The organism is Pseudomonas sp. PGPPP1, assembly GCF_002255865.1.
Classification (GTDB): Bacteria; Pseudomonadota; Gammaproteobacteria; order Pseudomonadales; family Pseudomonadaceae; genus Aquipseudomonas; species Aquipseudomonas cremoris.
On record NZ_NKIG01000026.1, the window covers coordinates 33,428 to 54,427 of the forward strand.

A 21,000-nucleotide genomic window follows, 5' to 3' on the forward strand; every position below is an offset into this window, starting at 1 on the left:
CATCAGGCCGTGACGGCGAGCAGCACTCGCCCCGCTTCGACCCGTACCGGGTAGGTCTTGAGGTTGACGCACACCGGCGCACCCATGGCCTTGCCGGTGCGGTAATCGAAGCGGCCGTTGTGCTTGGGGCACTCGATCACGTGGTCCATCACCAGGCCGTCGGCGAGGTGGATTTTCTCGTGGGTGCACAGGCCGGCGGTGGCAAAAAACGCATTCTCGGCCGAGCGGTACACCGCGTAGGTGTGCGCGCCGTGGTCGAAGCGCAGCACGTCTTCTTCGTCTATTTCGCCCACGGCGCAGACGTCGATCCATTGATCGTTCATAAAGGTTCCTTGTAGTGAGCGGGCTTGTCCCGCGCTGGGGTGCGCAGCAGCCCCAAGATCAGCTGTCGAGATGGGTCTGAAAGAACGCAGTGGCCTCATTGGGGCTGCTGCGCACCCCGGCGCGAGCAAGCTCGCTCACTACAGGGGTTGGGCGTTGGACGAAATAGGTGGGGTCGCTGCGCTGGCGCCAGACCGTCGGGAGGATTTCCTTGTAGGCCTCGAAGAGATTGGCGTACGGCGGCGGGCAGTCGTTGCGGATTTCTTCGTGCAACTGGGCCAGGGCGTGGTACGGCACCATCGGGTACATGTGGTGTTCGAGGTGGTAGTTCATGTCCATGTAGATAAAACGCAGCACGCGGTTCATGTAGATGGTGCGGCAGTTGCTGCGGTGGTCCAGCACATCCTCGGCCAGGCCCACATGCTGGGTGAGGCCGAACAGGTAGCCGAGCCACGCGCCGTAGAGACTTGGCAAACCCACCAACATCAAGGGCAGCCAGCTGTGCAGGTACAACGCAGTGCCGATGACCACGGCATAAATGCCCACCCAGATACGCGCCGCACGGAACACTTTGGGCCATTCGGATTCAGGGATGAAATCCGCTTCCTGGGCACTCATCTTGCCGATCGCATGCCGCGCCACGCCGCTGAAGGTTTTCCAGGCCAGGGGCAAATTGAAAAGGCTCAGGAACATCATCAAGAAGCTCGGCGGACGCGGCTCGACGATCTCCGGGTCGCGGCCGACCACGATGGTGTCGGTGTGGTGCCGTGCATGGCTCCAGCGCCATACATGGGGTTCGAAGATGCACATGAAGCTGGCGACCTGGTACAGCACGTCGTTCATCCAGCGGGTCTTGAACGCGGTGCCGTGGCCGGTCTCGTGCCAGCGCGGGTTGGACGCGGTGCCGTAGAGCACGCCATAGGCGATAAAGAACGGCACGCAAGCCCAAGAGCCCCAGAACCAGTAGCCGCCAAAGCCCGTGGCGAACAATGCGGCAAACCAGATAGCGGTATCGCGCAGCGCCGGACCGTCGCGGCGCTGCATCAGTTCTTTCATGCGTTTGCGGGAAATCGGCGATTGGTACCAACTGGCTGATACCAGGCCTTTTTCGGCGGCGCGGGCGGCTTCGGGGCCGGTAAGGCTGTAGTCGCGCCGGGCGGTGTGAGCGGTGTGTTCAGGCATTGTTATTGTTCTCCGCAAGCGTGGGTTTCTGGTGCTTTGCGAAACCAACGATAGAGAACCGGTTATTCACCCTCAAGGCCTTGAATCCATTCCCTATCAAGCTATCATCCAGGCCCAGCGGGGCTTGATAGTTTTCTATCAAGACGCATAAAGGGCCTGCCATGAACAACAATAAACGCCCAACCATCGCCACCGTGGCCGCCCAGGCGGGCCTCAGTGTGGCCACCGTCGACCGCGTGTTGAATGCGCGTGCGCCGGTCAATCCGCAGACTGCCGAGCAAGTATTCCAGGCCGCTGAGGCCGTGGGATATTTTGCCGCCCGGCTGATCGGCCAACGCATTCGCGAACGTCGCCCCACGTACCGCTTCGGCATCCTGTTGCTGGCCACTGCCCAGGCGTTTTACACCAGCCTGGCGCAGGCAATCAGCGATGCCGCTGCACTGCACCCTGGCGCCAACCTGAGCTGCCAGTTCGAGCACATCGTGGATCGCACCCCCAGTGCCATCGTCGCGCAGATCGAACAGCTCGCCGTGCAGTGCGATGGCCTCGCCGTCGTCAGCTTTGCCCACCCACTGATCAACGCCACACTCAAGCAGATCCGTGAAGCCGGCGTGCCGGTAGTGGCGTTGCTCTCAGATATTCATGAACACGCCGCCGAACCCTACGTGGGCCAGGACAACCATGTGGTCGGGCGCACCATGGGTTGGTTGCTCGCCCGCACCTGCGGTGCACGCAAAGGCAGCGTGGGAATCTTGCTGGGCGGCCATCGTTTTCTCGGCCACCAGGCCCGGGTCGAAGGTTTGCACAGCTACCTTGCCGAGCACGCACCTGGGCTCAAGCCACTTGAGCCGCTGATCAACCTCGACAACAGCGACATCACCGAGGAAGCCACCCTCGACCTGATCACCCGCCACAACGACCTGCGCGGGTTGTGTGTGGTGGGCGGTGGCGGCGACGGCATCATCAATGCCCTGGCCCAGTTGCCAAAGCGCCCGGCGCTGTGCTGCATCCTGCAGGAGTCCACCGCACTGTCGCGTGATGCACTTCGCCAGGGGTTGATTGATGTGGTGATGGATTCGCAGCCGCGCCAAACAGCCAAGGCGTTGATCGAGTTGCTGGTGGAGCTGCAGGACGGTGAGGCGTTCGATCCGGTGCGGCACCGGGTGCACATACCGCCGCAGATCGTGACGTCGGAGAATCTCTAAAGCGCCCGGCACTCCACCTTCAACCCGCCCTCTTCCAGCACTTGGCTTTCAATCGCTACCGGCAAAAAGCGTTGGATGACTTGCATGTTGCTGTGCAAGTGGTCGCTCATATGCGGCGTGGTGAAACGCCCACCGCCCGCCAATGCCATCGGCAACAGCAACTGATCCGCCAGGTGCTCACCTACCGCTGTGTCCGTGCAGCGCCACTCCATGGCCTGGTCGATGGCCTGGTCTGCAACTTTTTCGGCCCTCACTGTGGTCATGCCAAAGGCGCTGAACACCTCGGTGACCTGTTCGTGGACGTACTCCAGCATCAGCATATTGCCCGGGCCTTGTTGCGGGTCGATCTCTGTCCAGAGCAATTGCGTATCGTCGAATTCCAAGCGCTGCCTCACACGCTTGAGTTCGCGTTCACCGACCTGGGCGGGCAACCCAGCGCTCAGCGCGATGGCGCGTGACGCCAGCAACTTTCCGCGCTGCATCAGGTGCAGAGGCTTCAGTTCGGACGGCTGGATGAATGCCTCCAGCTCCCCACCGCCCGCAGGGGAGAACCCATAGCGGTTCAAGCTCAACTCAATGCGCGCGCCCATGCGGCGCAACAACGGCAGCCAGGCCTGCTGCAGGAAGTCCACCGGCGGCGCCAATGGGTTGTGGGTGCCGCCGCAGATCGTCACACGACTGGCCGTCGGCGCGTGCAACAGCGCCGGCAGCAGCGTTTGCAGGACCAGGGTGCAACTGCCCGCCGTGCCGATGGCGAAGCGGTAGTCACCGCCGCGAATCGGGCCAGGCTCAAACCGCAAGGTCTGCGAACCCAACTCGGCCCCCTCCACCTTGGCGCCACACACCTCGGCCGCCGCCAGCACCGCGGTCAGGTGCTGGCGCATCAACCCCGGCCGGCTGCGCTTGGCGCGGATATTCTTGATGTGCAAGGCCTGCCCAGTGACCATCGCCAGGCTCAAGCCACTGCGCAGTACCTGGCCACCACCGATGGCGCCGTCGAGTTCAATCATTGTGCATATCCTTAAGCAAAGCGTTTAACCGTGTCGCGCAGGTAGTGGTCGAGTTGCAGTGAGTCTTGCTGCGTGCGTGGCAATACCGGCACTGTGCGTTCCAGTTCGCGCTGGATATACGCATGCAGCGCTGGACGCCGTGGCCCGTACGCCGCCTCACCGGCATTGCGTTTCAACACCAGCAAGCTCGCGACTTCGTCCAACAGTTGCGCGTCATCCACCGTACTCAGCAAGTCGGCGAAGGTCATCGGCGGGCGACCCAAGCCCAGGTCGATCCACCGCACCGCGAGCAACGGCCGCAGTACGTAGAAGTACTTCTTGAAGCGCACCGAGTCACCTTGCAGGTAGCCGCGAAAGTTTTTCTTGGCCATCGACAAGTAATGATTGCGCGCAGCCGGCGGGCTATAGAACGCCTCGGCCAAGCCACGCAGTTGCGCCGTGGCCTCAGCGTTCTGGCGATACACCAGTGGCGAATCCAACCACTCCAGCAACGTAGGATTGGATTTGCGCAGCAGGCCCAAGGTCTTGCGCAGCTCCCAGCCGCTTATGTCCAACTCGTCATCCAGCGGGCGCTCAATCACGTCCCGTGGCGCATCCACCTGCAAGAACCAATCAGGCTTCTCCACGTAGACGAAGCGCACATCGTAGTCACTGTCGGTGGAGGCAAAGCCCCAGGCCCGGCTGCCGGACTCACAGGCGTACAACACCGTGACATTGCGCTCGCGCTCTATGCGTGCAAGCTCCTGCAACACCCGCGTACGCATGGCGTCGCTCAATGGGTGGCGTTCTTCCTTTTGCATCTTGGATCCCCTTTTAACCTTTGACGCACACCACCTGACGCAAGGTGTGCAGTACTTCTACCAGCTCACGCTGGGCGTGCATGACGAGGTCGATGTCCTTGTAGGCCATCGGTATTTCATCGATCACATCCGCGTCCTTGCGGCATTCCACATGGGCGGTGGCGCGGATCTGGTCTTCTACGGTGAAGGTGTTCTTGGCCTTGGTGCGGCTCATGGTGCGCCCGGCGCCGTGGCTGCAGGAGCAAAACGACTCTTCGTTGCCCAGGCCGCGCACGATGAAGCTCTTGGCACCCATGGACCCCGGAATAATCCCCAACTCGCCCTTCTTCGCCGACACGGCACCCTTACGCGTGACCAGAACGTCCTCACCAAAATGCCGCTCTTTCTGCACGTAGTTGTGATGGCAGTTCACCGCCTCCAATGCGACCTCAAACGGCTTGCTGATCACCTTGCGTGTGGCCTGCACCACCGCTTTCATCATCAGTTCACGGTTCTGCCGCGCAAAATCCTGGGCCCAGCCCACCGCTTCCACGTAGTCATCGAAGTGCTGGCTGCCCTCTTCGAAATACGCCAGGTCGCGGTCCGGCAGGTTGGCCAGGTGCTGACGCATGTCCGCCTGGGCCAACTGGATAAACAGGTTGCCGATGGCGTTACCGACGCCACGAGAACCGCTGTGCAACATGAACCAGACCCGGTTGGCTTCATCCAGGCACACCTCGACAAAGTGGTTGCCGGTGCCCAGCGTGCCCAAGTGCTGGCGGTGGTTGCTGCGCTCCAGTTGCGGGTATTTGTCGGTGATCGCCTTGAAACGCGGATTCAGCACCGACCACACCTGGTCGGCCTGGGCTGGTACGTTTTCCCAAGCGCCTTTGTCACGACCGTTGCGGCTGCGAGTGCGGCCATGGGGCACGGCGGCCTCGATGGCGCAGCGCAGGCCATGGAGGTTGTCGGGCAAGTCGCCGGCCATCAGCGTGGTGCGCGCGGCGATCATGCCGCAGCCGATGTCCACACCCACCGCCGCCGGGATGATCGCACCCACGGTGGGGATCACGCTGCCGATGGTCGAGCCCTTGCCCAAATGCACATCCGGCATCACCGCGAGGTGCTTGAAGATAAACGGCATCTGCGCGGTGTTCATCAGTTGCTGGCGGGCTTCAGGTTCTACGGGTACGCCTTGAGTCCAGAGTTTGATTGGCTTGCCGTTGGCCACTTCCAGCAGTTGGTAGGTTTTCTCTTGCATGATCTCGATTCTTTTTTTGAAAGCCGTCGTTGCGGCGTTGGCTGGGATATAGCAGCGGTCGTGCCAGATTCCACTCAAGTCCACTTAAAAATATCCATCCAATTGTTTTATATACATATTTTAATTTTATTCAGCTTCAAGAGCTTAAAACCGATGACAAGCCCACCACCCTATTCATATCCTTACATATCGTTACTTATATTTTGGTCTAGCCATGAAACACAAGCGCACGGTCACCATCGGGTTTATCGGCTCCAAGCTGGATCGCGTCGGCAAGGGTGCCAACCGCTGGAATCACTGGCGGCCCAGCGTCGGCCTGTGCCAGCAGGATGACTTGCAGATTGATCGCCTGGAGCTGATCCACGACATCGACGCCCGCGACGTCAGCATCGCCGAACGGATACGTGCCGATATCCAGCAGGTTTCGCCGCACACCGAGGTGCGCCTGCACCCCATGCCGCTGAACAACCCGTGGGATTTCGAAGAGGTCTACGGCGCGCTGCACGACTTTACGGCCGCCTACTCCTTCGACACCGAGCGCGAGGACTACCTGGTCCATATCACCACCGGCACCCACGTGGCGCAGATCTGCTGGTTCCTGCTCACCGAGGCGCGCAATCTGCCGGCGCGACTGATCCAGACCTCCCCCAGCCGCCGCCGCGACGAGCATGAGCTCGCCACCGGCACCCACACCCTGATCGACCTCGACCTGTCGCGCTACGACCGCATCGCTTCACGCTTTAGCCACCAGCGCCTGGAAGGCCTGGCCTTCCTCAAGTCGGGAATCGCCACTCGCAACAGCGCCTTCAATAGCTCCATCGAACAGATTGAGCGAGTGGCCGTGCGCTCCACCGCGCCGATGCTGTTGATCGGCCCCACTGGCGCGGGCAAATCCTTCCTCGCCCGACGCATCTTTGAGCTCAAGCGCAGCCGCCATCAGGTGCAGGGACGTTTTGTCGAAGTGAACTGCGCCACCTTGCGCGGCGACGGCGCGATGTCGGCGTTGTTCGGGCATATCAAGGGCGCCTTCACCGGTGCGCAAAACGCCCGGGACGGCCTGCTTCGCGCGGCAGATGGCGGCATGCTGTTCCTGGATGAAATCGGCGAACTGGGCCTGGATGAACAGGCGATGCTGCTCAAGGCCATCGAAGAAAAACGCTTCTATCCCATGGGCGCCGACCGCGAAGTGGCCAGCGATTTTTTGATCATCGCCGGCACCCACCGCGACCTGCGCGGGCGCGTAGCCGAAGGGCTGTTCCGCGAAGACCTGTATGCCCGCATCAACCTATGGACCTTTGACCTGCCTGGCCTGGCGGGACGCCGCGAGGACATCGAGCCAAACATCGATTTTGAACTGGAGCGCCACGCCCGCGAACAAGGCCGCCGTGTGCGCTTCAACCTGGAAGCGCGGCGCCGCTATCTGGCGTTTGCCTGCTCCAGCGAAGCGGCGTGGCTGGGCAACTTTCGTGAGCTGTCAGCGTCGATCACGCGCATGGCGACGCTGGCCGACAGCGGGCGCATCGACGAAGCCCAGGTTGAAGAAGAAATCCAGCGACTGCGCTACGCCTGGGGGCTGTCCGAACCCCACGCCCTGCTGCCCACCGACCTCGACCTGTTTGACCAGTTGCAACTCAAGGCGGTGATCGATGTGTGCTTGCAGTGCGACAGCCTGTCCGAAGCTGGCCGGCGTTTATTCGGCGTAACTCGCCAGGCCAAGGCCCAGCCGAACGATGCGGATCGTCTGCGCAAATACCTGGCGCGCTTTGGGGTTGACTGGAAACAGTTGAAACCCTAGCGAAAATCCCCAGCAACAAGGCCAAACCGATTCATCTTGTTATAGAGGCCGCCTCGGGACACGTTCAGTTGGCGGGCGGCTAACCGGATATTGCCGCCAGTGCCTTGCAGCGCAGCGACGATGGCGTTCATTTCGTGACTACTCAAGTCCTGGACCGGTTGCGGCTCGTGCAGGCGTGCCGGTGAGCGTTGCCGGGCCTCCAGCGGCAGATCCACTGCCTGGATCAACTCCCCCATCGCCAGGTTGGTCGCCCGCTCGATGCTGTTTTCCAATTCACGCACATTGCCCGGCCAGCCATAGGCCGACAGCAACGCCAGCGCATCCGGCGAAAAACCTTGCACCGATTTACGCAGCGAACGCGCGCATCGCGTGAGGAAGTGCCGCGCCAGCAACGGGATATCTTCGCGACGCATGCGCAGCGGTGGCACGGTCAAGTTCAGCACGTTGAGGCGGTAGTAAAGGTCTTCGCGAAACGCACCCTCGGCCACCGCCTGGCTCAGGTTGCGGTGAGTGGCGGCGATGATGCGCACATTCACTTGCCGCGAGCTTTTTGCGCCGACACGGGTCACTTCACCCTCCTGCAATACCCGCAGCAGGCTGACTTGGGCGTCGAAGGACATGTCGCCAATTTCATCCAGGAAGATGGTGCCCCCATCCGCCAGTTCGAACTTGCCTGCCGACCCGCCACGGGCTGCGCCGGTGAAGGCGCCTTCGACGTGGCCGAACAGCTCGCTTTGCACCAGGTCCCGTGGGATCGCGCCGCAGTTCACTGCCACAAACGGGCCCTTGTGCCGGTCGCTGCCATTGTGGATCGCCTGGGCGAACAATTCTTTGCCGGTGCCGCTTTCACCGAGGATCAAGGTGGTGGAGTCGCTGCGGCTGGCAATGCGCCCCAAGTGCAGCGCGTCCTGGATCGCCCGCGAACTGCCCTGGATGGTGTCGAAGGTGTAGCTGGCCTGGGTGCCGATGATGCGCCGGGTGATTTCGCGGATGCGGCGGTTTTCGCGCAGTGACACGATCACCCCGCCCTGCTCCAGCGGGCACACCGACACCAGGCAGGCGAGTTGGCTGCGGTCGTGCAGGTGAAAGGTGCAATCGAGATCGCGCACCGGTTCACCCAGCACGTCACTCAACTCGCTGCGCCCCAGGCGCTGGAACGGGCTGCCGATCAGTTCCAGGCCCACTCCGAACAACTGCCGCGCATAGCGGTTGAGCGCCTTGATGCAGCCACGCTCATCCAGCACCACCAGGCCTTCATTGAGCACTTCGAGCACGGTTTGCTGCTCTTCCAGCAGCCCTTGCAGCGCCATCTGGCGTGACACCGCGTCGGCGGCTGCTTGCACGGTGCCGAGGGTATGGAAATGAAACCAGCCGGGTTCGGCGGTCAGGGTCAGCATGGCCAGCGTGTCGCCCTGGGCATTCTTGATCGGTGCGGCGGCGCAATGCATGCGGCGTTGGCGCAGGCCACTGCCGAAGTTTTCTTCGGCAAGCACGTACACCAAGTGGTCCTCGGCCAGGGCCAGGCCGGTGCAGTTGGTGCCTTGCACGGACTCCAGCAGGCGACTGCCCACCGGAGTGATATCCAACCCACAGAAGTACAGGGTGGTGCCATCGGCATCGGTGAGATTGATATGGCCACGCGGGTTATACGCCAGCAGGCCATGCATGACCTGTGCGGCGGCGGCGATCAGCACGCGATGAGTAGCCAGGGTAGCGACCAGGGTTTCGGGGGCGGCAAAACGGTACGCGCTGTCCGCAGGATCAATACCGGCCTCGACACTGCGCCGCCACGAATCCCAGATCACTTGGCGCACCGCCAGCGGGCGCTCGACCTGGCCGGCCAGACAATCGCTCCACGCCTGCTCCAGCGCGACAACCGGGCCGTCATTCAACACGGCAGGCCCCAGGCTCGTGAGGTAATCGAGGTCTTGCACGCTGAACGTCATGCTCATTTAAGGCTACTCATGTTCATGTTTTTGACATGTCAGTATAGGCATGTCATTGAAATGAACACTTTTTGTTTACATATTCTTATAAAGCTTTAAATATCAATTAGTTATTAATTGGCACAGCCCTTGCTCATACCCCTCTGCCCATCAGGAGCGTCCTGAGGCCAACAATAAAAAAGGGGTTATTTCATGAATACACAGAACATCCGCCTGGGTTTGATCGGCGCCGGTCGCATGGGCAGCTTCCACGGCTTGACCGCCGCACGGCATATCCCCGGTGCCAGCCTGGTGGCGATTGCCGACCCCACGCCAGGCCAAGCCGCCCGCCTCGCCGCTGAATTGAGCGTGGACAAGGTCTACACCGACCCACAGCAACTGCTCGACGACCCGGACATCGACGGCGTCATCATCGCCGCCCCCGCCCGCAGCCACGCCGAGCTGGTGATCAGCGCGGCCCGTGCCGGCAAAGGAATCTTCTGCGAAAAACCCATGGCCATCACCCTGGATGAAGCCGACCGCGCCATCGCCGCAGCAGCCGAAGCCCGCGTGCCGCTGCAGGTCGGTTTCAACCGGCGTTTTGCCAAGAGTTTTCGCACCGCCCACCTGGATGTCGCCGCCGGCCGTATCGGCACCCCGCAGTTGCTGCGTTCGTTGACCCGCGACCCGGCGCTGAACAATCCCGCCGCATCACCGCAGTGGGTGATCTTCCTGGAAACCCTGATCCACGACTTCGACACCCTGCGTTACCTCAACCCCGGTGCCGAAGCGGTGCAGGTGTACGTGATGGCCGACGCTTTGATCGCCCCGGCGTACAAGAGCAAAGGTTTCCTCGACACCGCGGTAGTCGCGATCCGCTTCGACAACGGCGCCATTGCCACTGCCGAGGCCAACTTCCAGGCCGTGTATGGCTACGACGTGCGCGGCGAAGTGTTCGGCAGCGAAGGCATGCTGAGCATGGGCAGCCTCAACGATTCCGACCTGGTGCGCTACCTGGCCCAAGGCATCCAGGCCGACACCCAGCGCCTGGACACTGACCTGTTGCGTGACGCCTACATTGCCGAACTCAACCACTTCGCCGATTGCCTGCGCACCGGCGCCAAGCCGATGGCCAGTGGTGAAGACGCCCGCGCCGCCCTGGCGATTGCCCGTGCGTGCATCGAGTCGTTCCAGCAAGGTAAGGCGGTGGCCGTATGAGCCCGTTCAAACTGGCGATCAGCGCCGAGATGGTGTTTCTCGACCTGCCGTTCATTGAGCGGGTCAAGCGCATTCATGAGTTGGGCTTCAGCGCCGAAATCTGGAGCTGGACCGACAAGGACATCAATGCCCTGGCCACCACCGGCGCCGACTTCACCTCAATGACCGGCTACATCAGCGGCAACCTCACCGACACGGATGGCATCCGCCAGTTGCTCGACAGCGCTCGCGAATCCATCGGCATCGCCGAGCAACTCAACTGCCCCAGCCTCAACCTGCATGGCACCGGCCTGGGCGAAGGCGGCCTGCCGGTGCAACCCGTGAGCCAGACCACCGGGCGTATGTGGCTGAGCGCGTGCAAGACCCTGGAAAAAATCGCCCGCCTGGGGGAAGACGCCGGCCGCGTGTTCCTATTGGAAAACCTCAACACCGAGGTTGACCACCCCGGCACCCCGTTCGCCCGCGCCGACGATACCCTGGCGTTGATCGAAGCGGTGGGCAGCCCGCATTTGAAGATGAACCTGGACCTGTACCACGCGCAGATCGGCGAAGGTAACTTGATCGAGCTGATCCAGCGCGCCGGCACCGCCATCGGCGAAATCCAGGTGGCCGACGTGCCAGGCCGCAAGGAGCCCGGCACCGGCGAAATCCACTACCCGGCCATCGCCAGGGCCTTGCATGCCATGGGCTACAGCGGCGTGGTCGGCCTCGAAGGCTGGGCCAGCGGCGACAGCGAGTTGGCCCTGCAGCGATTCCGTCAAGCGTTCACCCTATAACAATAAAAGGAACCCCCTTATGAACCGCTATGCATTGATTATTGCCTCGCTGTTGCTGCTGTTCAGCCCATGGTCGTTCGCCGATTACCGCATTGGCGTGAGCATTGCCCGGGTTGACGATAACTTCATGACCTACGTGCGCAACGGCCTGGACACCGCCGCCAAGCAACAAGGCGTGCAGATCCAGTTCGAAGACGCGCAAGGTGATGTGGTGCGCCAACTCAACCAGGTCGAAGGCTTTCTGAATCAAAAAGTGGATGCGGTGATTGTGCTGCCGGTGGACACCTCCGCCACTGCCAACATCACCCGCGCCGCCGTGGCGGCCAAGACGCCGCTGGTGTACGTCAACCGCCACCCGGACGAACGCACCCTGCCCAAGGGCGTGGTCACCGTAGCCTCCAACGACATCGAGGCCGGGCAACTGCAGATGCGCTTCCTCGCCGAAAAGCTCGGCGGCAAAGGCACTGTGGCAATCATCATGGGCGACCTTGCGCAGAACGCCACCCACGACCGCACCGAGGGCGCCAAGCAGGTGCTCAAAGACTTTCCCGGCATCAAGGTCGTCGAGCAGCAAAGCGCCGAATGGCAGCGCAACAAAGGCATGGACCTGACCAGCAACTGGCTGCTGGCCGGCACGCAGTTTGATGCGATTGTCGCCAACAACGATGAAATGGCGATTGGCGCAGGGATGGCGCTGCAACAGGCGGGCAAGGCTAAGGGCGAAGTGGCGATTGTCGGCATCGATGGCTTGCCGGACGGGTTGGCGGCGGTAAAGCGCGGGCTGTTGGCGGCGTCGGTGTTCCAGGACCCCAAGGCTCAAGCGGCCAAGGCGGTGGAGTCGGCGATCAAGATGATCAAGGGTGAACCGATCGAGGCCGAGGTGTGGGTACCGTTTGAACTGATCAAGCCAGAGCAGGTGGCAATGTTCGAGCAGCGCTATAAGTAGGCTTGAGAGCACGGATCTAAATGTGGGAGCGGGCTTGCTCGCGAAAGCGGTGGATCAGTCAATATTTTCAGTGACTGACACACTGTCTTCGCGAGCAAGCCCGCTCCCACATTTTTTTACCGTGTCAGTCCAGGTCGCTGGCGTCGTGGCGTTCGGCTAGTTGCTCGTGAGGCTCACCGGAAACACGGTTCACCCTGCGCCCGCGCTGCACGGCCGGGCGCGCTTCAATCGCGTCCGCCCAACGCAGCACATGCTTGTATTCATGCACCGACAAAAACTCCGCCGCGCCATACAAGCGGCCTTTGACCAGGCCACCGTACCAAGGCCAGATGGCGATATCGGCGATGGTGTACTCATCCCCCGCGATGTATTCGCTTACGGCCAAACGCTGGTCCAGCACGTCGAGCTGACGCTTGGTTTCCATGGCAAAGCGGTTGATCGCGTATGCCATCTTGCTCGGCGCATACGCATAGAAATGCCCGAAACCACCGCCCAGGTAAGGCGCGCTGCCCATCTGCCAGAACAGCCACGACAAACATTCCGCACGGGCCGCCGGTTCAGTAGGAAAGAATGCGCCGAATTTTTCCGCCAGGTACTGCAGGATCGCGCCCGACTCAAACACGCGGATGGGTGTGGCGCCGCTGCGGTCCAGCAGTGCCGGGATCTTGGAGTTCGGGTTCACGCCGACAAAGCCACTGCCGAACTGGTCGCCGTCGCCGATCTTGATCAGCCAGGCGTCGTATTCCGCACCGCTGTGCCCCAGGGCCAGCAGTTCTTCCAACAGGATCGTGACTTTCTGCCCGTTGGGCGTGGCCAGGGAATACAGCTGCAACGGGTGCTTGCCCACGGGCAGCTCTTTTTCGTGGGTCGCGCCGGCGATGGGCCGGTTGATGCTGGCGAAGGTGCCGCCGTTTTCGGTGTCCCAGGTCCAGACTTTCGGGGGTACATAGTCGGTCATGGTCTTACTGCTCCTTGGTTTCAGTACGGTTCGATGCAGCCAGTTGCGCGATGTTCCATCCGCCGCCCAGGGCCTTGATCAGGCCCACATTAGCGCTCAATTGCTGGGTTTGCAGTTGCAATACGCTGCGCTTGGCTTCCAGCGCCGCCACCTGGGCGGTCACCACGTCCAGGTAGGCCACGGCGCCTTGGCGATAGCGCGATGTAGAAAGGTCCTCGGCGTATTGCGCGGCAGCGGCGGCGTCACGTTGATCATCCAGGGCGCTGCCCAGGCCGGCGATCTGCGAAAGGTTGTCTTCGACTTGCTCAAATGCGCCCAACACCACGCCCCGGTATTTGGCCGCAGCCTCATCGGTATTGGCCTTGGCGATGTCCACCTGTGCCTGGCGTGCGCCGCCATCGAGCAGCGTGCCCACCAGCGACGGGCCGATGGCCCAGAACAGGTTGGGCGCACTTAACAGGCGCGCGAACTCAGCGCTCTGATAGCCGCCTTGCGCACTCAGGGTGATCTGCGGGAACCACGCGGCTTTCGCCACGCCGATCCGCGCATTCGCCGCTGCGATGCGGCGTTCTGCGGCGGCGATGTCTGGCCGACGTTGCAGCAGGCTGGAGGGTACGCCGGTGGGCACGTTGGGCAAGGCAATCGGCGCGACATTGATGGCCACGCTGTAGGTGGAGGCCGACTCACCCAACATTGCTGCGATTGCATGTTCCAGGATCGCCCGTTGCACCAGGCTCTGGCTCAACTGCGACTTGACCGTCGACAGCTGCGTGCGCGCCCGCGCCACATCAAGGCCCGAGACGATCCCGCCGCCGTGCAGGCCTTCGGTCAGGCCCAGGGCCTTGGCGTAGGCGTCGCGGGTCTGTTCCAGCAACTGGTTCTGCCAGTCGATGCCACGCAGGCGGATATAGCTGTCGGCCAACTGCGCCTGCAAACTCAGGCGCACCGATGCCAGATCAGCCTTGGCCGCCTCAGAGTCGCTGGTGCCGGCAGCGACGGTGTCACGTACGCGGCCCCACAGGTCGACTTCATAGTCCACCTCCACGCCCAGGGTCGCAGAGTTGTACACGTCCGGCGAAGTCGCCGAGCGCAAAGGCTTGGTGTCCGATTGGCGGATACGCTGGCCACTGCCAATGGCCGACAACGTCGGGAACAGCCCCGAACGCGCCTGGGCCACATAACCTTGGGACTGCTGGTAGTGGGCGAGCGCCGCACTCAGGTCCGGGTTGTTTTTCAGCAACTGCTGCTGCATCGCATCCAGTTGCGGGTCGTGGTAGATGCGCCACCAGCCGTCGCGGTTGGCCTGGTCATCGGGGGCGCCGACGGTCCACGGGCCTTGAGTGTGAAACTGCGCGGCCACAGGCGTTTGCGGAACATCAAGCGGTGGCGCCATCGAGCAGGCGCCCAGGCTCAAGGTGGCAAGCAGGCCTAGCACGCTGCGCTTAGCCATGGGGTTTGGCCTCGGCGACCGCAGCGCCAGCCAATTGCACCGGGTCGTCATCCGCCAGGCCATCCGGTGGGGTGTCGATCACACGGTCGTTGGCTTGCAGGCCGCTGGCGATTTCCACGCTGTCGCCAAAGTCACGGGCGATGCTGACGGTCTTGAAGTGCACATGGTCGTTGCTGTCCAAAGTAGCGACGCGCATGCCGTGGTCATCGAACACCAGGGCGCTGGACGGCACCCGCAAGACATCGGCCTGCACCGGCAGGTCGAACTGCACGCTGGTGTAGCCGCCCGGCAGCAGGCGTCCGCCGGGGTTGTCCACCAGCAATTGCACCAGGGTGCTACCGGAAGCCGCGTTGACTGCATCGGCGGTAGCGATCACCTTGCCGGTGAAGGTTTCGCCGCGATACTCCGGCACACTCAGGCGCGCCGTGGTGCCTTCACGGATCTGCGGCGAAAAGGTCTGCGGCACTTGCACATACACGCGCAGGCGGCTGACGTCAGCCACGGCAAACAACTCTTTACCGGCGGTGCCCCCGGCACTGATCAGCGCGCCCACATCGGTGCTGCGCGCAGTGACCACGCCAGCGAATGGCGCCACCAGGTGCTGGAAGCCCTTGGTCGCCACCAGTTGATCGACATTGGCTTTGGCCGCCGCCACCTTGGCCTGCTTGGCGGTGAGGTCGCCGGTGCGCTCGTCCACGTCCTGGCGCGACACCGAGTCAGTCGCCAACATCGCCTGCCAGCGCTTGGCGGTGGTGTCGGCCAGGTGCGCGTCAGCCTGGGCCGAGGCCAGGGTGGCACGCGCTTGCAGCAGTTGCTGGTCAAGTTCGGGGGTGTCGATTTCGGCCAGCACTTGCCCGGCTTTGACGCGGGTGCCGATGTCGACGTTCCAGGACTTGAGGTAGCCGTTGACCCGGGCAAAGATCGACGCCCGGGAATAGGCTTCCATGCGCCCCGGCAGGTTGAGCACCGGGCCCTGGGCTTGCACCACCGGTTTGATCAGGTTGACGCTGGGCAGCGCCTGGGCGTCGGTCCAGGTCTTGAGGTCACGCGATTCGCTGGCGCGCACGCCGAGGCCAACGCCAACAACGGCCACCACGATCACCCCGCCCCCGATCAGCCACAGCAGGCCGTGCGACGCTTTTGGTTTGGAAATAGAAGCGGACATGTCAAACCCCTTGGGTAACGGTGGTCGCCAACGTGGCGTGCTGGCGACGCCCGTGGACCAGACTGAAAATCAGCGGAACCAGAATCAACGTGGCGATGGTGGCAAACGCCAGGCCGCCGATCACCGCACGGCCGAGCGGCGCGTTCTGCTCGCCGCCCTCTCCCATGCCCAGGGCCATGGGCGCCATGCCGATGATCATCGAAATGGCCGTCATCAACACCGGGCGCAACCGGGTAAAGCCGGCCTCCAGCGCCGCCTGTACCGCGTCGCCATGCACCGCCAGGCGTTCACGGCAAAAACTCACGACAAGGATGGCGTTGGCAGTGGCCACGCCCATGCACATGATCGCCCCGGTCAGTGCCGGCACCGACAGCGGTGTATGAGTGACGAACAGCATCCACACAATGCCCGCCAGTGCGGCAGGCAGCGCGGTGATGATCACGAACGGGTCGGCCCAGGACTGGAAGTTGACCACGATCAGCAGGTAGATCAGCACCACCGCGCCGAGCAGACCGAACAGCAAGCCGCTGAACGCCGCATTCATGGTTTGCACCTGGCCCTGCAGGATCACCTTGGAGCCGGTGGGCACTTCACCGGCGTGGGCGGCGATGATCTTCTGGATATCGGCGGCGACGCCACCGAGGTCGCGGTCCTGGATCGCGGTGAGTACTTCCACCACCGGCTGGATATCCGACTGGGTGATCACTGAATTGCTGTGGCTGCGCTGGATGTTGGCCAGGCCGCCCAGGGTCTGGTCGGTGGCCGCCCCGCTGCTGCCGCTCAACGGCAGGTTATGCAGGGCCGCGAGGCTTTCGAGGCTGTATTGCGGGGTCTGCATGACAATCGGGTAGGAGATGCCATTCGCCGGATTCAGCCAGAACGTCGGCGCCACCTGGCTGGAACCGGCGAGGTTGACCACCAGGCTGTTGGTCACGTCACGCTCGGTGAGCCCGACCAACTGCGCGCGGGTGCGGTCCACGTCGATATTGAACGTCGGCAATTGCCGCGACTGCTGGATACGCGCATCCACCACACCCGGCACCCGGCGGATATCACGCAGCAATGCGCTGGCATAGGTGAAGTTGCCCGCCAGGTTGTTGCCGGTAATCTGCAGGTCAATCGGGGCTGACGAACCGAAGTTGAGGATCTGCCCCACGATGTCCGAAGCCGGGAACGAGAACACCGCACTCGGGAATTCCCGTGGCAGGCTTTCACGCAGTTCGCGCATGTATTCGGCTGTCGGGCGGTGGCCTTCGTTGAGGCTGATCTGGATATCGCTGTCCTGCGAGCCCACGGTGCCGGTGTTGTTGTACACCACGTTGATGCCACTGATGGACAGGCCAATGTTGTCCACCAGCGCCTTGAGTTCCTGGGCCGGCACTTTGCGGCGAATCGAATTTTCGATATCGGCGATCAGCCGCGCATTGCTTTCCACCCGCGTGCCCACCGGAGCGCGCACATGCAGCAGGATCAAGCCGGAATCGACTTCGGGAAAGAAGTTGCTGCCCAGGAACGGCACCAGCGCAAACGACACCGCGACAAACGCCAGCAGGCTGATCACCACGGTGCGCCGATGGTGCAAGGCGCTGTCCAGGACACGGTGATAACGCTCGCGAAAGCCCTCGAAACGCCGCTCAAAACCACGCTGGAAATTCACCAGCGGGTTGCGCGACGGCGCATGCCCATCCTCGCCGTGCACATGCGGTTTGAGCAGGTAGTTGGCGAGGGTCGGCACCAGGGTTCGCGACAGGATGAACGAGGCGATCATCGCGAAGATCACCGCTTCGGCCATTGGCACGAACAGAAAGCGCGCCACGCCGTCGAGGAAGAACATCGGCACGAACACGATGCAGATACACAGCAGCGAGACGAACGCCGGGGTGACGATCTGCGCGGCGCCGTCGAGGATCGCGGTCTCCACCGGCTTGCCCTGCTCCAGGTGCCAGTTGATGTTCTCGATGGTCACCGTGGCGTCATCCACCAGGATCCCCACTGCCAGCGCCAGGCCGCCGAGGGTCATGATGTTGAGGGTTTCACCAAGGGCCGACAGCGTGGCAATCGAGGCGAGAATCGCCAGCGGAATCGAGGTGGCGATGATCACCGTCGAACGCCAACTGCCGAGGAACAGCAGAATCATCAGGCTGGTCAGCGCCGCCGCAATCAGGCCTTCACGGGCCACGCCACTGATGGCCGAGCGCACGAACAGCGACTGGTCGCCGATCAGGTCGATATTCAGGTTGGGCGGCAAGGCGGCCTTGTTATCCGCGAGTTTCTCCTTGATCCCGGCGATCACGCCAAGGGTAGAAGCCGAACCGGTCTTGAGCACTGGCAGCAATACCGAACGGTTGCCGTTCACGTGCACGATATTGGTTTGCGGCGGGTTGCCGTCGCGCACCGTGGCCACGTCGCGGATCAACACGGTAGTGCCGTCGGCGGTCTTGATCGGCAGGTTTTCCAGGTCATGGAAGTCCGACGGCGCGTTGTTCAGTTGCAGGTTGAATTCGTAGCTGCCGATCTTTTGCGTGCCCACCGGGGTGATCAGGTTCTGGGTCGCCAACGCGTTGGCGACGTCTTGCGCCGACAGGCCACGGGCTTGCATGCGCGCTGAATCGAGGTCGATCTGCACCTGACGGCTCTTGCCGCCAAACGGGTAAGGCAACGCCGCGCCGGCCACGGTGGTGAGCATCAGGCGTACCTGGTTCAGGCCGATATCCCCCAGGCGCTGCTCGCTCAAGCCGGGGCCCGACAATGCCAGCTGCACGATGGGCACGGTCGAGGCGCTGTAGTTGAGCACCAGCGGCGGCACGGTGCCGGGCGGTAACTGGCGCAGGATCGCCTGGGACACCGACGTCACCTGGGCGTTGGCCGTACTGATATTGACGCCGGGCTGGAAGAACACCTTGACGATGCCAAAGCCATTCATCGACTGCGCTTCGATATGGCGGATGTCATTCACGGTGGTGGTCAGCACCCGCTCGAACGGCGAGGTAATGCGCCCGGCCATCTGGTCCGGCGGCAAGCCGGTGTATTGCCAGATCACGGCGATCACCGGAATGCGGATTTCCGGGAAGATGTCAGTGGGGGTTCGCCAGGCCGCAAGCGGGCCGATAATCAGAATGAAAATGGCCAATACCAGGAAGGTATAAGGGCGCCGCAACGCGATGCGCACGAGGCTCAGCATAGGGTTGAATCCAGACAGGAGTGGAACAGCCAAGCCCCCGCAAAAAGAGGCATACGCCACGATATCGAACTTAGTGGCGTACGCAACTAAATTGTTTCAAGCTGTCTCAGTCTTCATCTAGCCGGCTATCTTCGGTCTGAAAGGCCTTGTCCTGATGGGTCCGGTGGGCATAATTGCCCGCGTCGTTTTTTGTATCAGAGAGTATTCGCCCTTGAAAGCCGCCAACCCCTGCTCCGAGAACCCCAGCGCCTGCGTGAACGGTGCGGTGCGCCGCACCTCCCGCCGCCTGGCCCAGATCTACGACGAGGCCTACGCACCCTGCGGCTTGAAAGCGACCCAATATGCGGTGCTCAACCATATCGCCAAGGCCGGTACACCGAAGATGGGCGAACTGGCGCAAACCCTGGTCATGGACCTGTCTGCGCTTGGCCATACCCTCAAGCCCTTGGTGCGCGATGGGTTGGTGGAACTGCGCGTGGACGACCTCGACCGCCGCACCCGCCGCGTGTTGCTGACGGAGCAAGGCACGCTCACGCATGCGGCGGCCCGGCGTATTTCACTGAAAATGGCCGAGCGCTTTGACCAGGCGTTTGGCCGAGAGGCCGCCGCGAAACTGCGTCAGACCCTGGACTTTATCGCTTCCGATAAGTTTGCCCTGGCGCTGCTGGCCAAGGATGACTAAACCAGCGGCTGGTGGTTGGTCACGCAGTGAATGCCGCCACCGCCCGCTGCGATCGCATCAATGTTGAGTTGCACCACCTTGCGATTCGGGTAAAGCCGCGACAGCAGGTCCAACGCCGTGCGGTCTGCCACCGGGTCGCCGAACTCAGGCGCAATCACCGCGCCGTTGATCACGAAGTAATTGATATATCCAGCAGCAAAGTCGGCATTGCCTTTGCTGAACTTGCTTTTGCGCGGGTTAAGCGGAGGCGACACGGTGTAGACCTGCAAGGCGCGGCCATCGGCGTCGGTGGCGCTCTTGAGGATGTCCAGGTGCGCCAGGGTGACCTTGTGGTCATAAGACTCGGGGTCGGTGTCGAGGTTGGCGAGCACCACGCCGGGTGAGACAAAGCGCGCGTAGAAATCCACATGGGCATCCGTGATGTCCTTGCCCTTGATGCCTGGCAGCCAGATGATCTTGCGCAGGCCCAAGCGCTCCTTGAGTTCAGCCTCGACATCCGCCTTGCTCCAATCGGGGTTGCGGTTGCGATTGATCCAACTGCTTTCGGTCATGATGCCAGTGCCCAGGCCATCCACCTCAATCGCCCCACCCTCGCCCACCAGCTCGCTACGAATGTGGCGCGCGCCGGTTTGTTCGGCCACCAGGGCGGCCAATTGCGCGTCGTCTTCATGCTGCTGCTTGTTGCCCCAGCCGTTGAAATTGAAATCCACCGCGCCCTGGCCACCGGTGCCGTCGATGACGAAATTGGCGCCTGTGTCGCGCATCCAGATGTCGTCCAACTCGGTGTGCACGAAGGTGATATTGCGCGTGCCGCAGTGCTGCTGCGCTAGTGCGCGCTCATCTTCGCGGCAAAACACCGTGACCGGCTCATAGGCTGCGATTGCCCGGGCGATGCGACCCAGCGCGGCCTGTACGTCGGCGGTGAAATCCTCCCAGATCGCCTCCTGGGCACCGAAGGCGATGAAGGCCTGGTGGTGTTTTTCGCCTTCGTCGGGCATGTAGAAGCGACCGTTGACGGCTGCGCGGGCGTGGGTGGTGAGCACGGTCATGGCGCTGACCACAGCGGCTTGTTTGAGGAAGGTGCGGCGGGTTGGCATGGTGGTTCCTGAAATACAGTATCGAATCAAAAAAAGATCCCCGTAGTGA

Annotated in this window: 17 protein-coding genes; 6 read left to right on the forward strand and 11 right to left on the reverse strand. The window is 62.4% G+C overall.

The features are described from left to right. Positions 1 to 2 precede the first annotated feature (2 nt). Positions 3 to 323 (reverse strand): MocE family 2Fe-2S type ferredoxin, encoded by a 321-nt coding sequence (locus tag CFE47_RS24015; protein ID WP_286840889.1) that lies wholly within the window; start codon positions 321 to 323, stop codon positions 3 to 5. A gap of 58 nt (positions 324 to 381) precedes the next feature. Further along, entirely contained in the window at positions 382 to 1,503 is a 1,122-nt protein-coding gene (locus CFE47_RS24020) for a fatty acid desaturase family protein (RefSeq protein WP_286840891.1), read from the reverse strand. Between the two features lie 161 nt (positions 1,504 to 1,664). On the opposite strand from CFE47_RS24020, the gene CFE47_RS24025 reads away from it, so the two are divergent. Beyond that, positions 1,665 to 2,708 (forward strand): LacI family DNA-binding transcriptional regulator, encoded by a 1,044-nt coding sequence (locus tag CFE47_RS24025; RefSeq protein WP_286840893.1) that lies wholly within the window; start codon positions 1,665 to 1,667, stop codon positions 2,706 to 2,708. Here the strand turns inward: CFE47_RS24025 and rtcA are convergent. The 3 genes from rtcA to CFE47_RS24040 are packed head-to-tail and all read right to left on the reverse strand — an operon-like array spanning position 2,705 to position 5,758. After that, positions 2,705 to 3,718, reverse strand: coding sequence for an RNA 3'-terminal phosphate cyclase (gene rtcA / locus CFE47_RS24030; protein WP_286840895.1), 1,014 nt, complete (start codon positions 3,716 to 3,718; stop codon positions 2,705 to 2,707). The genes CFE47_RS24025 and rtcA overlap by 4 nt on opposite strands. A gap of 11 nt (positions 3,719 to 3,729) precedes the next feature. Next, on the reverse strand, positions 3,730 to 4,518 hold the full coding sequence (locus CFE47_RS24035; RefSeq protein ID WP_286840897.1) for a nucleotidyltransferase domain-containing protein: 789 nt from the start codon (positions 4,516 to 4,518) through the stop codon (positions 3,730 to 3,732). Positions 4,519 to 4,531: 13 nt separating this feature from the next. Then, positions 4,532 to 5,758, reverse strand: a complete 1,227-nt coding sequence (locus tag CFE47_RS24040; RefSeq protein ID WP_286840899.1) for an RtcB family protein — start codon at positions 5,756 to 5,758, stop codon at positions 4,532 to 4,534. Positions 5,759 to 5,972: 214 nt separating this feature from the next. Here CFE47_RS24040 and rtcR point away from each other — a divergent pair, with 214 nt between their 5' ends. Further along, positions 5,973 to 7,553, forward strand: a complete 1,581-nt coding sequence (gene rtcR / locus CFE47_RS24045; protein WP_286840901.1) for an RNA repair transcriptional activator RtcR — start codon at positions 5,973 to 5,975, stop codon at positions 7,551 to 7,553. On the opposite strand, the gene CFE47_RS24050 is transcribed toward rtcR, so the two are convergent. Further along, on the reverse strand, positions 7,550 to 9,505 hold the full coding sequence (locus CFE47_RS24050; protein WP_286840903.1) for a sigma-54 interaction domain-containing protein: 1,956 nt from the start codon (positions 9,503 to 9,505) through the stop codon (positions 7,550 to 7,552). The genes rtcR and CFE47_RS24050 overlap by 4 nt on opposite strands. Positions 9,506 to 9,691: 186 nt before the next feature. On the opposite strand from CFE47_RS24050, the gene CFE47_RS24055 reads away from it, so the two are divergent. From CFE47_RS24055 to CFE47_RS24065, 3 genes are read left to right on the forward strand one after another with little or no spacing between them, the layout of a single operon-like run. After that, positions 9,692 to 10,696 (forward strand): Gfo/Idh/MocA family oxidoreductase, encoded by a 1,005-nt coding sequence (locus CFE47_RS24055; protein ID WP_286840904.1) that lies wholly within the window; start codon positions 9,692 to 9,694, stop codon positions 10,694 to 10,696. Next, entirely contained in the window at positions 10,693 to 11,472 is a 780-nt protein-coding gene (locus tag CFE47_RS24060; protein WP_286840906.1) for a TIM barrel protein, read from the forward strand. The genes CFE47_RS24055 and CFE47_RS24060 overlap by 4 nt, the downstream gene beginning before the upstream one ends. A gap of 19 nt (positions 11,473 to 11,491) precedes the next feature. After that, positions 11,492 to 12,418: a sugar ABC transporter substrate-binding protein gene (locus CFE47_RS24065; RefSeq protein ID WP_286840908.1), complete on the forward strand. Its 927-nt coding sequence runs from the start codon at positions 11,492 to 11,494 to the stop codon at positions 12,416 to 12,418. Positions 12,419 to 12,542: 124 nt separating this feature from the next. Here the strand turns inward: CFE47_RS24065 and yghU are convergent, their stop codons facing one another. From yghU to CFE47_RS24085, 4 genes are read right to left on the reverse strand one after another with little or no spacing between them, the layout of a single operon-like run. Next, the gene (gene yghU / locus CFE47_RS24070) at positions 12,543 to 13,376 is read right to left on the reverse strand and encodes a glutathione-dependent disulfide-bond oxidoreductase (protein WP_286840910.1); all 834 of its coding nucleotides are present in this window, start codon (positions 13,374 to 13,376) and stop codon (positions 12,543 to 12,545) included. A 4-nt stretch (positions 13,377 to 13,380) separates the two neighbouring features. Continuing rightward, positions 13,381 to 14,826, reverse strand: a complete 1,446-nt coding sequence (locus tag CFE47_RS24075) for an efflux transporter outer membrane subunit (protein WP_286840911.1) — start codon at positions 14,824 to 14,826, stop codon at positions 13,381 to 13,383. Beyond that, the gene (locus tag CFE47_RS24080) at positions 14,819 to 15,991 is read right to left on the reverse strand and encodes an efflux RND transporter periplasmic adaptor subunit (protein WP_185710676.1); all 1,173 of its coding nucleotides are present in this window, start codon (positions 15,989 to 15,991) and stop codon (positions 14,819 to 14,821) included. Before CFE47_RS24080 ends, CFE47_RS24075 begins: the two co-directional genes overlap by 8 nt. A gap of 1 nt (position 15,992) precedes the next feature. Continuing rightward, positions 15,993 to 19,172 (reverse strand): efflux RND transporter permease subunit, encoded by a 3,180-nt coding sequence (locus CFE47_RS24085; RefSeq protein ID WP_286840913.1) that lies wholly within the window; start codon positions 19,170 to 19,172, stop codon positions 15,993 to 15,995. A gap of 211 nt (positions 19,173 to 19,383) precedes the next feature. On the opposite strand from CFE47_RS24085, the gene CFE47_RS24090 reads away from it, so the two are divergent. Then, positions 19,384 to 19,854: a MarR family winged helix-turn-helix transcriptional regulator gene (locus tag CFE47_RS24090; RefSeq protein WP_286840915.1), complete on the forward strand. Its 471-nt coding sequence runs from the start codon at positions 19,384 to 19,386 to the stop codon at positions 19,852 to 19,854. Here CFE47_RS24090 and CFE47_RS24095 read toward each other — a convergent pair. Further along, entirely contained in the window at positions 19,851 to 20,951 is a 1,101-nt protein-coding gene (locus CFE47_RS24095) for an agmatine deiminase family protein (protein WP_286840917.1), read from the reverse strand. The genes CFE47_RS24090 and CFE47_RS24095 overlap by 4 nt on opposite strands. Positions 20,952 to 21,000: the final 49 nt, after the last annotated feature.

Excerpts from the sequence above, each read along its gene's own strand:
- CFE47_RS24060 (WP_286840906.1), top strand. The coding sequence starts at position 10,693 with ATGAGCCCGTTCAAACTGGCGATCAGCGCCGAGATGGTGTTTCTCGAC.
- rtcR (WP_286840901.1), top strand. The coding sequence starts at position 5,973 with ATGAAACACAAGCGCACGGTCACCATCGGGTTTATCGGCTCCAAGCTG.
- CFE47_RS24040 (WP_286840899.1), bottom strand. The coding sequence starts at position 5,758 with ATGCAAGAGAAAACCTACCAACTGCTGGAAGTGGCCAACGGCAAGCCA.
- yghU (WP_286840910.1), bottom strand. The coding sequence starts at position 13,376 with ATGACCGACTATGTACCCCCGAAAGTCTGGACCTGGGACACCGAAAAC.
- CFE47_RS24095 (WP_286840917.1), bottom strand. The coding sequence starts at position 20,951 with ATGCCAACCCGCCGCACCTTCCTCAAACAAGCCGCTGTGGTCAGCGCC.
- CFE47_RS24035 (WP_286840897.1), bottom strand. The coding sequence starts at position 4,518 with ATGCAAAAGGAAGAACGCCACCCATTGAGCGACGCCATGCGTACGCGG.
- CFE47_RS24075 (WP_286840911.1), bottom strand. The coding sequence starts at position 14,826 with ATGGCTAAGCGCAGCGTGCTAGGCCTGCTTGCCACCTTGAGCCTGGGC.
- CFE47_RS24080 (WP_185710676.1), bottom strand. The coding sequence starts at position 15,991 with ATGTCCGCTTCTATTTCCAAACCAAAAGCGTCGCACGGCCTGCTGTGG.
- CFE47_RS24065 (WP_286840908.1), top strand. The coding sequence starts at position 11,492 with ATGAACCGCTATGCATTGATTATTGCCTCGCTGTTGCTGCTGTTCAGC.
- CFE47_RS24020 (WP_286840891.1), bottom strand. The coding sequence starts at position 1,503 with ATGCCTGAACACACCGCTCACACCGCCCGGCGCGACTACAGCCTTACC.
- rtcA (WP_286840895.1), bottom strand. The coding sequence starts at position 3,718 with ATGATTGAACTCGACGGCGCCATCGGTGGTGGCCAGGTACTGCGCAGT.
- CFE47_RS24025 (WP_286840893.1), top strand. The coding sequence starts at position 1,665 with ATGAACAACAATAAACGCCCAACCATCGCCACCGTGGCCGCCCAGGCG.
- CFE47_RS24085 (WP_286840913.1), bottom strand. The coding sequence starts at position 19,172 with ATGCTGAGCCTCGTGCGCATCGCGTTGCGGCGCCCTTATACCTTCCTG.
- CFE47_RS24015 (WP_286840889.1), bottom strand. The coding sequence starts at position 323 with ATGAACGATCAATGGATCGACGTCTGCGCCGTGGGCGAAATAGACGAA.
- CFE47_RS24055 (WP_286840904.1), top strand. The coding sequence starts at position 9,692 with ATGAATACACAGAACATCCGCCTGGGTTTGATCGGCGCCGGTCGCATG.
- CFE47_RS24050 (WP_286840903.1), bottom strand. The coding sequence starts at position 9,505 with ATGAGCATGACGTTCAGCGTGCAAGACCTCGATTACCTCACGAGCCTG.